General features: G+C 69.3%; 11 protein-coding genes. 9 read left to right on the top strand and 2 right to left on the bottom strand.

Annotated elements, in window-relative coordinates; genetic code table 11:
- Position 1: 1 nt before the first annotated feature.
- On the bottom strand, positions 2 to 496 hold the full coding sequence (locus AX750_RS19515; protein WP_066717490.1) for a nicotinamide-nucleotide amidohydrolase family protein: 495 nt from the start codon (positions 494 to 496) through the stop codon (positions 2 to 4).
- Between the two features lie 16 nt (positions 497 to 512).
- A complete protein-coding gene (locus tag AX750_RS19510) occupies positions 513 to 1736 on the bottom strand; it encodes a bifunctional 2-C-methyl-D-erythritol 4-phosphate cytidylyltransferase/2-C-methyl-D-erythritol 2,4-cyclodiphosphate synthase (RefSeq protein WP_245282462.1) in 1224 nt (407 codons plus the stop codon).
- A gap of 189 nt (positions 1737 to 1925) precedes the next feature.
- Here AX750_RS19510 and dusB point away from each other — a divergent pair, with 189 nt between their 5' ends.
- The 9 genes from dusB to AX750_RS19465 all read left to right on the top strand — a co-directional run.
- A complete protein-coding gene (gene dusB / locus AX750_RS19505; RefSeq protein ID WP_066717487.1) occupies positions 1926 to 2918 on the top strand; it encodes a tRNA dihydrouridine synthase DusB in 993 nt (330 codons plus the stop codon).
- A gap of 81 nt (positions 2919 to 2999) precedes the next feature.
- Positions 3000 to 4076 (top strand): ATP-binding protein, encoded by a 1077-nt coding sequence (locus AX750_RS19500; protein WP_066717544.1) that lies wholly within the window; start codon positions 3000 to 3002, stop codon positions 4074 to 4076.
- Positions 4077 to 4096: 20 nt separating this feature from the next.
- The gene (gene ntrC, locus AX750_RS19495) at positions 4097 to 5545 is read left to right on the top strand and encodes a nitrogen regulation protein NR(I) (RefSeq protein ID WP_066717484.1); all 1449 of its coding nucleotides are present in this window, start codon (positions 4097 to 4099) and stop codon (positions 5543 to 5545) included.
- Between the two features lie 123 nt (positions 5546 to 5668).
- Positions 5669 to 7960: a PAS domain-containing sensor histidine kinase gene (locus AX750_RS19490; RefSeq protein ID WP_245282461.1), complete on the top strand. Its 2292-nt coding sequence runs from the start codon at positions 5669 to 5671 to the stop codon at positions 7958 to 7960.
- Positions 7957 to 9324 carry a sigma-54 dependent transcriptional regulator gene (locus tag AX750_RS19485; RefSeq protein ID WP_066717479.1) on the top strand — a complete coding sequence of 456 codons (1368 nt, stop codon included), beginning with the start codon at positions 7957 to 7959 and terminating at the stop codon, positions 9322 to 9324. Before AX750_RS19490 ends, AX750_RS19485 begins: the two co-directional genes overlap by 4 nt.
- Before the next feature lie 211 nt (positions 9325 to 9535).
- The gene (gene hfq, locus AX750_RS19480) at positions 9536 to 9784 is read left to right on the top strand and encodes an RNA chaperone Hfq (protein ID WP_066717476.1); all 249 of its coding nucleotides are present in this window, start codon (positions 9536 to 9538) and stop codon (positions 9782 to 9784) included.
- A 2-nt stretch (positions 9785 to 9786) separates the two neighbouring features.
- Positions 9787 to 11169 carry a GTPase HflX gene (gene hflX / locus AX750_RS19475; RefSeq protein WP_066717473.1) on the top strand — a complete coding sequence of 461 codons (1383 nt, stop codon included), beginning with the start codon at positions 9787 to 9789 and terminating at the stop codon, positions 11167 to 11169.
- A 28-nt stretch (positions 11170 to 11197) separates the two neighbouring features.
- On the top strand, positions 11198 to 12061 hold the full coding sequence (locus tag AX750_RS19470) for an alpha/beta hydrolase (RefSeq protein WP_066717471.1): 864 nt from the start codon (positions 11198 to 11200) through the stop codon (positions 12059 to 12061).
- Between the two features lie 104 nt (positions 12062 to 12165).
- Positions 12166 to 13189, top strand: a 1024-nt coding sequence (locus AX750_RS19465) for a DNA translocase FtsK (protein ID WP_280939915.1), incomplete at its 3' end; no start/stop codon positions are given.

Genomic DNA, 13189 nt, shown 5'->3' with positions numbered 1-13189 from the left:
CTCAGGCGCCGACCATCTCCTGCAGCATGGCAAGCGCCGTCAGCACGGAGAGCCGCCGGATCTCGTCGCGCGACAGCAGGCCGAAGCGCATCTCGCGGTGGACCGTGCCGGCGGGGCCGCTGCAGGCAAAATGGACGAGGCCGACCGGCTTGGCCGCGCTGCCGCCGCCGGGGCCGGCGACGCCGGTCACGGAGACCGCGAGCGTCGCGGCGAGGGCGCCGCGCCCACCCTCCGCCATCGCCCGCGCCACCGGTTCGCTGACGGCGCCATGGGTGGCGAGCAGCGCTTCGGGCACGCCTGCCAGCGCCATCTTCGCCGCATTGGAGTAGGTGACGAGCCCGCCCAGCACGACATCGGACGATCCGGGGATCGCAGTCAGCGCCCCGGCAATCAGGCCTCCGGTGCAGGATTCGACCGTGGCGACCGTGGCACCGTGGGCCCGGCAGGCTTCCAGCACGGCGATGGCTCGGTCCGTGGTCTCACTGTCGAACGGCATGGCGGCCTCCGGCGGGTCAGGAAGTGGCGTGCGGGGCGGGCGGCTCGGGCAGGCGGATCGTCGCCGTCGCCAGCGCCGCCAATCCCTCGCGGCGGCCGGTGAAGCCGAGCCGCTCCGAGGTCGTCGCCTTGATCGCGACCTGATCGATCCGGACGCCGGCCGTGGCCGCGATGGCCTCGCGGATGGCTTCGCGGTGCGGACCGACCTTCGGCGCCTCGCAGACCAGCGTCACATCGAGGAAATCGATGTGCCCGCCCCGGGCCCGCACCCGCTCGGCCGCGAAGCTCAGGAACCGGTGCGAGGCGGCGCCGCGCCATTGCGGGTCGCTCGGCGGGAAATGCGTGCCGATGTCGCCCTCCGCCAGCGCGCCCAGCAGCGCGTCGGTCAGCGCATGCAGCGCGACGTCGCCGTCTGAATGGGCGAGCACGCCGCGATCGTGCGCGATCCGCACGCCACCTAGCCAGACATGGTCACCCTCGCCGAAGGCATGGACGTCGTAACCAGTGCCGACCCGCACGACGAGGGGCAAGCCCGGCGCCTCGGCACGGACGAAATCTTCCGGATGGGTCAGTTTCATATTGGCGGGCTCCCCGGGGAAGGTCGCGACGGGATGGCCCGCCCACTCCATCAGCGCGGCGTCGTCGGTGAATCCGGCGCGACCCTCCGCTGCCGCATGGCGATGGGCCGACAGCAACGGCTCGAAAGCGAAGGCTTGTGGCGTCTGAACGCTCACCAGACGGTCACGCGGCGGCGTCTCGGCGATGCGGCCGGCCTCATCCAGGCGCTTGATTGTGTCGGTGACCGGCAGGACCGGGATGGCGGCCACGGTTCCGGGCCTCACCGCCGCCACGGCGGAACGCGCCAGCGCCTTGCTGAGAAAGGGGCGCGCCGCGTCATGGACCAGGACCGTGCCGCGAAAGCCCTGCGACTGCAGCGCCTCCAGCCCGAGCCGGACGGAATCCTGTCGTGTCGCGCCGCCCAGCGTCGGCTGGGCCAGCCGCTCGTCGGAGAGGCCAGCCACGGCCTCCGCATAGCGCGCCTCGTCGCCCGCTCCGATCACGACCGCGATCCGCGCGATCTCGGGCATGTCCAGAAAAGGCGTCAGCGCCTGCCGAAGAACCGGGCTGCCCCCGAGCCTGCGATATTGCTTGGGAGCGTCGAACCCGGCTCTCAGGCCGCGCCCTGCGGCGACGACGAGCACGGCGACCGGAGCTTCGATGTCATCTCTTTCTGCGGGCACGGCTCTTGGTCCTGGACGAGGTTCGGTGATAGTCGCAGGTGGCATCGCCGCCAAGCCCCGAGGCCGCTGCGATGCTGGCCGGGGGAACGCTGATGATGCAGTGCACTAATTCGCGAGGGTCCCTTGCGCTCCTGCAGCATTGTCCAATAAATATGCATAATGCAGGTTGCCTCTAATTCAGGCTCCGCCATGGCTGCTATGCTCCCTGTCACCCTGGTGTCGCGCGCCCTGCTGGCGCCGATGTCCGGAGTGACGGATATCGTCATGCGCCGGATCGCCGCGCGCTTCGGCGCCGGCCTCGTCGTCTCGGAAATGGTCGCCTCCGACGAGTTCGTGCGTGGCAGCGAGGAAACGCGGCTGCGGGCCGAGGGCGCCGGCATCTCGCCGCATGTCGTCCAACTTGCCGGCTGCGATCCGCATTGGCTGGGCGAGGCCGCCCGCCTGGCGGAGGCCAATGGCGCTGCGATCATTGACATCAACATGGGCTGCCCGGCCAAGAAGGTGACGGGCGGCTGGGCCGGCTCGGCCCTGATGCGCGATCTCGACCACGCGGTGTCGCTGGTCGAGGCCGCCGTCGCGGCCGTGAAGGTGCCGGTGACGGTCAAAATGCGGCTTGGCTGGGACGATGCCTCGCGCAACGCCCCCGAACTCGCCCGCCGTGCGGTCGCCTCCGGCGCGCGGCTGATCACCGTCCATGGCCGCACGCGCCAGCAATTCTACAAGGGCGTCGCCGACTGGGTGGCGATCCGGGCCGTCCGGGACGTCGGCGATTTTCCGCTGGTCGCCAATGGCGACATCCACGGCCTCGACGATGCGAGGGCCTGTCTCGCCCAGTCCGGCGCCGATCTCGTCATGGTCGGCCGCGCCGCGCTGGGAAAACCCTGGCTGGTCGGCGCGATCGGGGCCGGGCTCGACGGGCGGCCCGTGCCGGAACCGACGCTGGCGCAGAAGCATGCCGTCGCCCGCGAACACTATGAAGGGCTGCTGTCGCTGCTGGGCAAGGCCCATGGTGTCCGCCACGCCCGCAAGCATCTGGCGGCCTATGCCGACGAGGCGACGCAGAGCGGCGGCTCGCCCGACGCCGAGGCGCGACGCCTGCTGCTGACGACCGACGATCCGGCGCAGGCCCTCGCGGCGCTGGCCGGCCTGTTCTCTCCTGCCTGCGGCCGCGCTGCGGCCTGAACCGGGGTATTGCGTATGACGATGGCGTTCGCCGACAGCGGCGGAAAGGGCAGGGACGGTTACCTGCTCGACCCGATCGAGATGCAGGCCCTCAACGTCCTGCCGATGCCCGTGGTGGTGATCGGCGAGCGCAACGGCATCCTCTACGCCAATACCTCCGCCGAGGATTTCTTCCAGTCGAGTGCCGTCGTGCTGAAGCGCCAGCGGCTCGACGATCTGATCGCCTTCGGCTCGCCGGTTCTGGCGCTGGTCGAGGAGGTCCAGCGCCGCGGCGCCAGCGTCAGCGAGTACCGGCTCGATCTCGGCTCGCCCCGTCTGGGAGCCGATCGCATCGTCGATGTCTTCGCCTCGCCGCTGCCCAGCCAGGGCGACGCCGTTGTGCTGATGCTGCAAGAACGGACAATTGCTGAAAAAATGGACAGACAGCTGACGCATCGAGGGGCAGCCCGCTCGATCACGGCGCTCGGCGCGATGCTCGCCCATGAGATCAAGAACCCGCTCTCCGGCATTCGCGGGGCGGCCCAGCTGCTCGAGGCGACGGTTCCGGACGACGAACGCATCCTGACGCAGCTCATCTGCGACGAGACGGACCGGATCGTGAAGCTGGTCGAGCGCGTGGAACTGTTCGGGGACGAGCGTCCCACCGAGCGCGACCCGGTCAACGTCCATGACGTGCTCGACCATGTGAAGCGGCTCGCCCAGTCCGGCTTCGCGCGCCATATCCGCTTCAACGAGATCTACGATCCGTCGCTGCCGCCGGTCTCCGGCAATCGCGACCAGCTCGTCCAGGTGCTCCTGAACCTGATGAAGAACGCGGCCGAAGCCATTGGAACGCAAGCGATCGACGGCGAGATCACGCTGACGACGGCCTATCGTCCCGGCATCCGCATGCAGGTGGCCGGCTCCTCGGGCCGCATTGCCCTGCCGCTCGAGATCGGCATCCGCGACAACGGCCCCGGCGTGCCCGCCGACCTGCTGCCGCATCTCTTCGATCCCTTCGTCACGACCAAGGCGCAGGGCAGTGGCCTTGGACTTGCACTCGTGGCCAAGGTGATCGGGGACCATGGCGGGATCGTCGAATGCGAGTCCGTCCCCCGGCGCACGACGTTTCGAATTCTGCTGCCCCTGCACCAACTCCGGGCACGGCAGGCAGTTTGAGGCCTACAGGACCACAGTGAATGCCGACCGGTAACATTCTCGTCGCGGATGACGACGCCGCGATCCGCACGGTGCTCAATCAGGCGCTCGCCCGGGCCGGCTACGAGGTTCGGACCACCGGCCAGGCGGCGACGCTCTGGACCTGGGCCGCGCAAGGGTTGGGCGATCTCATCATCACGGACGTGGTGATGCCTGATGGCAATGCCTTCGACCTGCTGCCGCGCATCAAGCGCGTGCGGCCGGAACTGCCGATCATCGTGATGAGCGCGCAGAACACCTTCATGACCGCGATCAAGGCGTCCGAGCGCGGCGCCTACGAGTATCTGCCCAAGCCCTTCGACCTGAAGGAACTCGTCGCCATCGTCGGCCGCGCGCTGTCGCGGCCGCGCGGCGAGGGCGCCCGCTCCCATGCGGCCGAGCCGGACGACATCCCGCTGATCGGCCGTTCGCCGGCGATGCAGGACGTCTATCGCGCGCTCGCCCGGCTGATGCCGATCGACCTGACGGTGATGATCAACGGCGAGTCCGGCACCGGCAAGGAACTGGTGGCCCGCGCGCTGCACGACTACGGCAAGCGCAAGAATGGCCCCTTCGTCGCGATCAACATGGCCGCGATCCCGAAAGACCTGATCGAGTCCGAGCTCTTCGGCCATGAGAAGGGCGCCTTCACCGGCGCTCTGACGCGCTCCTCCGGGCGCTTCGAACAGGCCGAGGGCGGTACGCTCTTCCTCGACGAAATCGGCGACATGCCGATGGAGGCGCAGACGCGTCTGCTGCGCGTGCTCCAGCAGGGTGAGTACACCACCGTCGGCGGTCGCACGCCGATCAAAACCAATGTCCGCATCGTCGCGGCGACGAACAAGGACCTGCGCATCTCGATCGCCCAGGGCCTGTTCCGCGAGGACCTGTTCTTCCGCCTGAACGTCGTGCCGATCCGCCTGCCGCCGCTGCGCGAGCGCGTCGAGGACATCCCCGATCTCGCCCGCCACTTCTTCGGCCTGGTCGAGAAGGAGGGGCTGCCGCGCAAGCAGATCGATTCGGAAGCGATGGACGTGATGCGGCGCTATCGCTGGCCGGGTAATGTCCGCGAGCTGGAGAACCTCGTCCGCCGGCTCGCCGCGCTCTATCCCCAGGAAACCATCACGGCGCCGATCGTCGAGGCCGAGCTGCAGCCGGCGACCTCCAACACGGGTTTTGCCGGCAATGCCGGCCCGGAGCGCGCGGAAACCCTGTCGGGGTCGGTCGAGCGGCATCTCAACCAGTATTTCGGTGGATTCGGCGAGAACATCCCGCCGCCGGGCCTCTATCACCGCATCCTGCGCGAGGTGGAGCCGCCGCTGATCGCTGCCGCCCTGGCCGCCACCCGCGGCAACCAGATCCGTGCGGCGGAGCTGCTCGGCCTCAACCGCAACACGCTGCGCAAGAAAATTCGCGAACTCGACATGCAGGTCGTGCGTTCGCCGCGCTGACGAAAGGCGGTCCGCCGCCTTTCATATGTCATATTTTGACAACACCGTTGCGGCGGCGCATCAGTGCCGCAGCGCGGCCGGACTCATCCGTGTCCGTCGGCCGCCCGGGAGTTGTCTGCCATCGTGTCTGCCTCTTCGAGCGACGTCAGGATCGTGCCGCGAGCCGACGACACGCCACGCCGCGTTTCGGGCTGGCTCGGCGCGACCGTCGTCGTCTTCGCGCTGGTCTCGGCGCTCGTCACCTTCCTCGTCCTCTCGGGCGTCACGCCGGTGGTGCCGGTTCATGAGGTCGTCGTCGGGGTCTTCGTCCTCAACGGTCTCCTGATCCTCCTGCTGCTGGTCGTCGTCGCCTTCGAGACCTCGGTGCTGATCCGCGCCCGCCGCGCCGGCGCCGCAGCCGCCGGGCTGCATGTCCGCATCGTCGGCCTGTTCAGCATCATCGCCGCGCTGCCGGCGGTCCTGGTCGCCATCATCGCGACGGTGACGATCGAGCGCGGGCTGGAACCGTGGTTTTCGGACCGCATGCGCGATGCGGTGTTCCGCTCGGTCGAGGTGGCGGACGCTTATGCCAGCTCGCAATGCCAGTCGCTCGGCCGCGAGATCCGTCTTCTTGCGGATGATCTCACGCGCGCCCGCGCCGCCTACGACGTCGACCGGAAGTGGTTCGAGACCTTCCTGACGGTGCGGGCCACGGCGCTGGGCGTCCCCGTCGCGGCGATCATGCAGCCGCCCCACAAGGTGCTGGTGCGCGCCAATATCGACGTGCTGCGCAACGCGCCAAGGCCGGACGCCGCCGCCTTCGAGGATGCGCAATCCTCGCCCGATCCGATCTGCGTGCTGCCCGCGAGCGGGCGCATCTTCGGCGCACTGGTCAAGCTGCCCTCCTATGACGACGCCTTCCTGCACATCGCCCGACAGGTCGATCCGCTGGCGGTCGAGTTCCCGGCCTTCGCACGCTCGGCGGCGGCGGAGTATCTCTCGATCGATGCGCGCCGGAAGGGCGTCCAGATTGCCTTTGCCTCGATGTACGGGCTGATCGCCGTCATCCTGCTGCTCTCGGCGATCTGGCTCGGGCTCAGCTTCGCCAACGCGCTGGTCGCGCCGATCCGGCGGATGATTCACGCCACGGACCAGGTCTCGAGCGGGAACTTCTACGTTCAGGTGCCGATCCGGCGTTCCGAGGGTGACCTCGCCCATCTCGGCGAGACCTTCAACAAGATGACCGCGGAACTCCGCCGCCAGCGCGACGGTCTGGTGACGGCGAGCGAGGTCATCGACCGCCGCCGCCGCTTCACCGAGACCGTGCTCTCCGGCGTCTCGTCGGGTGTGCTCAGTCTCGACCGCGACGGGCACATCACCATCGCCAACCGCTCGGCCGAAAGCCTGCTGGGCACGGGCGGGCGCCTGCTCGGCCAGCCGATCGGCCAGGTTGCCCCCGAGATCGCCGCCTTCGTCACCGAGGCGCTGAACGGGCGCCAGCGCCAGAGCTCGGGGCAGATCGCGATCACCCGGGCCGGGCAGGACCGCATGGTCAATGTTCGTGCCGTGCGCGAGGGCGAGGGGAGTGGCGCCGGCCTCGTCGTGACGCTGGACGACATCACCGATCTCGTCTCGGCGCAGCGCACCGCCGCCTGGGCCGACGTCGCCCGCCGCATCGCCCATGAGATCAAGAATCCGCTGACGCCGATCCAGCTTTCGGCCGAGCGCATCCGTCGCAAGTTCGGCCGAGTCATCACCGAGGACAAGGAGATCTTCGACCAGTGCACGGACACGATCGTGCGCCAGGTCGAGGACATCCGGCGCATGGTCGACGAGTTCTCCTCCTTCGCCCGGATGCCGAAGCCCTCGTTGACGCAGGACGATATCGCTGAGACCGTCCGCCAGATCGTCTTCCTGATGCGGGTGGGCAATCCCGAGCTGACGATCAGCGAGAACCTGCCGGCCGGCTCGGTGCCGGCCCGATTCGACCGCCGTCTGCTCTCGCAGGCCCTGACCAATGTGATCAAGAACGCGACCGAGGCGATCGACGCCGTGCCGATGGAGGAGCGTGGCCCGGGCCGGATCGACGTCGCCTTCGAGCGGCGCGAGGACGGCAGGATCGTCATCGACGTCATCGACAACGGCAAGGGGCTGCCAGCAGACCAGCGGCAGAAGCTGCTGGAGCCTTATATGACGACCCGCGAGGGCGGGACGGGGCTTGGCCTCGCCATCGTGGGAAAGATCCTCGAGGACCATGGCGGCGGCATCGAGCTGCTCGACCGGCCGGATGCGGCCGAAGGCAAACGCGGCGCCCGGATCCGCCTCTGGTTCCCCGAGACCGGCCCCGAACCCGACGAGAACCCCGACGACGGCCGCAGCGACAATGGTCGGCATGCCGCGTCCGGACGGCAAACGCAGGATAGGATACGCGTATGAGCGCTGACATTCTGGTCGTGGACGACGAAGCCGACATCCGCGAGCTGGTCGCCGGCCTGCTCGAGGACGAAGGCTATCGTACGCGCAAGGCGAGCTCCGCCGACGAGGCGCTGGCAGCGATCGCCGCACGCCGGCCGAATCTGGTCTTCCTCGACATCTGGCTGCAGGGCAGCCGGCTCGACGGGTTGCAGGTGCTGGAGCTGATCAAGGAGAGCCATCCCGACCTCGCGGTGGTGATGATCTCGGGCCATGGCAACATCGAGACCGCGGTTTCCGCCATCAAGAGCGGCGCCTACGACTTCATCGAGAAGCCGTTCAAGGCCGATCGGCTTGTCCTCGTCGCCGAGCGCGCGCTGGAGGCGTCGCGGTTGCGGCGCGAGGTGCGCGAACTGCGCAAGGGCTCGGTCCAGGCGAGCCGCATCGTCGGCAAGTCGACCGTGGTGAACCAGTTGCGCCAGACAATCGAGCGCGTCGCGCCGACCAATGCGCGCGTGCTGATCACCGGCGAGCCGGGCTGCGGCAAGGAACTCGCCGCCCGCACCCTGCACGAGGCCTCGACCCGCGCGACCGGCCCCTTCGTCGTCATCAACGCGGCGACGATCACGCCCGAAACGATGGAGGAGGAGCTGTTCGGCGTCGAGGCGGGCGACGGTCGCTCGCGCCGCGTCGGCGCGCTGGAAGAGGCCCATGGCGGCTCGCTCTATATCGACGAGATCGGCGACATGCCGCGCGAGACGCAGAACCGCATCCTGCGCGTGCTGGTCGACCAGAATTTCCAGCGCGTCGGCGGAGCCACCCGCGTCCATGTCGATGTCCGGATCATCTCCTCGACCAGCCGTGACCTCGCCCAGCTCATCGCGGGCGGGCAGTTCCGCGAGGATCTCTATCATCGCCTCTCGGTCGTGCCGGTGAAGGTGCCCGCGCTGTCGGAGCGGCGCGAGGACGTGCCGGAGCTGATCGAGTTCTTCATGGAACAGATCTCGGTCGCCTCCGGCCTGCCGAAGCGCCGCATCGGCGCGGATGCGATGGCGGTGCTGCAGTCGCATGAATGGCCGGGCAACGTCCGCGAGCTGCGCAACAATGTCGAGCGGCTGATGATCCTGACCAAGGGCGACCCCACGGCCGACATCACGGTCGACATGCTGCCGGCCGAGGTCGGAGCCATGGTCCCGACCACGCCCTCGGGCTCGGGCGGCGAGCGGCTGATGAGCCTGCCGCTGCGCGACGCGCGCGAGATCTTCGAGCGCGAATATCTCATCGCGCAGATCGCCCGCTTCTCCGGGAACATCTCGCGGACGGCGGAATTCATCGGCATGGAGCGCTCGGCGCTGCACCGGAAGCTGAAATCGCTGGGTGTGGGGTAGCAGGGCAAGCGCGGCCTGCATGCGCGCTTGCATGCAGCGCAGGCGCTTCGCTGCCCTGCACCCTCATGTTGCACTTGCGTTGTCGGCGGACTCGGCGGTCTAATGAAGGATCGGTGTCCCGAAGCGGGCGGCATGAGCCGCCCTGCTAACGGGACGAACATGGATCGCAGGGCTGCAAGCCGATGAGCGATCCCAACAACAGGGGCTACCCATGGCCGCAGAGCGGGCACAGAACCTTCAGGACACCTTCCTCAACTATGTGCGCAAGCAGAAGATTCCGCTGACGATCTTCCTCGTCAACGGCGTCAAGCTGCAGGGCGTCGTCACCTGGTTCGACAATTTCTGCGTGCTGCTGCGCCGCGACGGCCATTCGCAGCTCGTCTATAAGCATGCCATCTCGACCATCATGCCCGGCCAGCCGGTGCAGCTGTTCGAGCCCGAGGAATCGGACAAGGCCTGATCATGGGCACCCGCAGCGATGCGGACGAGGCTCGCGCCGGCCCCAAGCCGCTCGACGCCATCGAGCGCGAGATCGCTGCCAACACCCGCGCCTTCGTCGTCGGGCCCTATCAGCAGCGTCGCGGCGCGACGGATGCGTCGCTGCGCTCCTTCGCCGCCCGTCTCGACGAGGCGGTGGGGCTGGCGGCGGCGATCGACCTCACCGTCGTCGAGCCGATCCAGGTCCTGCTGACCGCGCTGCGGCCGGCGACCTATCTCGGCAAGGGCAAGGTCGAGGAGATCGCCGAACGCATCAAGCTCGAGGAAATCGGCCTCGTCGTGATGGACTGCGCGCTCTCGCCGGTCCAGCAGCGCAATCTCGAAAAGGCGTTCGGCTGCAAGGTTATCGACCGCACCGGCCTGATCCTCGAGATCTTTGGCCGCCGCGCCCGCACCCGGGAGGGCGCGCTGCAGGTCGAGCTCGCCCATCTCAACTATCAGAAGAGCCGCTTGGTGCGGTCCTGGACCCATCTCGAGCGCCAGCGCGGCGGCTTCGGCTTCCTCGGCGGCCCCGGCGAAACCCAGATCGAGGCCGACCGCCGCATCATCCAGGAGCGGATGACCAAGATCGAGCGCGATCTCGAGGCGGTGAAGCGCACGCGCGGCCTGCACCGCGCCAGCCGCAAGCGCGTACCCTATCCGGTCGTCGCGCTTGTCGGCTACACCAATGCCGGCAAATCGACCCTGTTCAACCGGCTCACCTCCGCCGAGGTGCTGGCGCAGGACATGCTCTTCGCCACGCTCGACCCGACGGCCCGCGCGCTGAAGCTGCCGCATGGCGCGAAGATCATGCTGTCGGACACGGTCGGCTTCATCTCCGACCTGCCGACGCAGCTCGTCGCCGCCTTCCGCGCCACGCTGGAGGACGCGATCGAGGCCGATGTGCTGCTGCATGTCCGCGACGTTGCTCATGAGGACACACAGGCCCAGGCCGCCGACGTTCAGGCGATCCTTCGCGATCTCGGGATCGATCCGGATGACGGGCAGCGCGTCGTCGAGGTCTGGAACAAATCCGACCTGCTGGCGCCGGAGGAACGCGAGCGTCAGCTCGGGCTGGCCGGGCTGAAGCCCGAGGCCGCTCGGCCGGTTCTGGTGTCGGCCTTGACCGGCGACGGCATGGGGCGACTGACCGATGCCATCGAGAGCCGCATCGCCCGCACCAGGCCGGTCTACCGTTTGGCCCTCGCACCGGGAGATGGCAAATCGCTGGCCTGGCTGCACGCCAATGGCGAGATCCTCGAGCGTCGCGACGCCGAGGACGGCACGCTCGACCTGACCGTCCGGCTGCCGCCGGAGCGGGAAGGGGCCTTCGGTGCCCGCTTCCCCGAGGCGCAGCGGGAACACTGAGGCCGGCCCGCCCGGCAGAGAGGTGGCGATGACGCGCGAACTGCACTGGAGCTGGGAGGGCCAGACAATCCCGCTCGGTCTCGACGAGGCGGGCGAGGGGCCGAGCGCGCTGCTTCTGCCCGCGCTCAGCTCGATCTCGACCCGCAGCGAGATGCACCCGCTGATGCAGCGGCTCGCGCCCGACCACCACGTCATGACGGTGGACTGGCCCGGCTTCGGCGACCGGCCGCGTCCGAAGCTCGATTACACACCCGCGATGCTCCAGGCCTTCCTCGATTGGCTGCTCACGGAGATCGTGCCGCGGCCGGCGCTTCTGGTGGCCGCCGGCCATGCGAGCGCCTATGCGCTGGGCCATCTCGCCCGCCATCCCGGCACGGTCGGCCGCCTCGTGCTGGTCGCGCCGACCTGGCGCGGTCCGTTCCCGACGATGATGGAGGGCGAGCGGCCCTGGTTCGCGCGGGTGAGGGCTGCCGTCGATGCGCCGGTGCTCGGCCCGGCGCTCTATGCGCTGAATCTGAGCGGCCCCGTGATCCGCAAGATGGTCGTCGGCCATGTCTACAGCGATCCGACCTGGCTGACGCCGGAGCGCATGGCGGCGAAGCGCGCCGTCACCAGCGCGGCGGGCGCGCGCCACGCCTCGGTGCGCTTTGTCACCGGCGGGCTCGACAGGGTGGCCAGCCGCGACGCCTTCCTCGCTCTGGCGGAGAAGGCTGCGGTCCCGACGCTTGTCGTCTACGGCGCCGAGACCCCGCCGAAGTCCCGCGCCGAAATGGAGGCGCTGGCGGCGCGGCCCGGGATCGAATCGGTGCGGCTCCCGCAGGGCAAGCTTAGCCTGCACGAGGAGTTTCCGGATGCTGTCGCGGAGGCCATTGCGCGTTTCGCTCCGGGCTGACGAAGTGCTGCCCGGGCCGTCGCCGGCCCGCTCGTTCATCGCGTCTTAACGCTGGGCCGATACCCCTTGGAGCCTGTCTTCTACGCCAGCCTCCGCGGTTTCTCATGCGTCATTCCGGCCTTCACTCCCCCGCGCAAGAGATTGCCGCCGAAGCCTTTTCCGACGATGCGCCCGAGCCGCCGGCCGGGTCGGGCGGTCCGGTCTATGTCCGCTCGCGCGCCAACCCGCTCGCCCTGGTGAAGCCGGGCCAGGTCCCGGCCGCCCCGCCCCCGCCCGAGCCGCCGCAGGTCCGCTTCTGGCGCACGCCGGATCGTCTGATCGGCAGCGTCTGGGCGCGCGGTGGTGCCGAAGCGCTTCTGCCCGAGGACGAAGCCGACGCCATGGCCGGACAGCCGGTCGTGGCGCTGCCGGATGATGTCGTGATCGACGCGGCCTTGGTCGAAGATGAGGGGCGCGCGCCGACGACGCCCTTCGACCTGCTCTCCGACCACGCCTTCTGGGAGGTCGTCGCTGCCGAGATGGCCGAGGAGGAGGCCGGCGGCCAGGCCGCGGCACCGCCGCAGGCCGAGATGGCGATAGCCTCTCCGCCGCCCCGTCCTGTAGAGCCGATGGTCGCGAAGCCCTCGGCCCGCAACACGGTTCAGCGGATCGCGCCGCAGCCGGCGGCGTCCGTCCGGGTCGTTGCGACACGTCCCGTCGCGCCCGTCGTGATGGCGCAAGTCGCGATAGCCCAGCCTGCAGCACCGGCGCCGGCCCCGATCGCCGAGGCAGTCTCGGCCGGGCCGGCGCGCGGTGTCGTCGTGACGCGCCGGGCGCGGGCCGAGTTGGCGGTGCCGGAGCCCGTCGCCGCCCCGGTGGCTGCCCCGGTGGCTGCGCCGGTGTCGGAGCGTGCGGAGGTCCGCATCGCGCCGCCGGCGCCCTTCGAGCTCCCCGATATCGCCATTCTCGGCGAGCCGCCGGCGGTCGAGACCGCGATTCCCACCGAGGTCCTGCAGCAGAATGCGGGCTTCCTCGAGGGCGTGCTCGAGGACTTCAACGTCAGGGGCGAGATCGTCCAGGCCTGCCCCGGCCCTGTGGTGACGCTGTACGAGCTGGAGCCGGCTCCGGGCACGAAGTCCTCGCGGGTGA

The organism is Methylobacterium sp. CCH7-A2 (assembly GCF_001557075.1).
Classification (GTDB): Bacteria; Pseudomonadota; Alphaproteobacteria; order Rhizobiales; family Beijerinckiaceae; genus Allobosea; species Allobosea massiliensis.
Note: the sequence above shows the minus strand (reverse complement) of the source record. Positions and strands in the feature narration are given on the sequence as shown.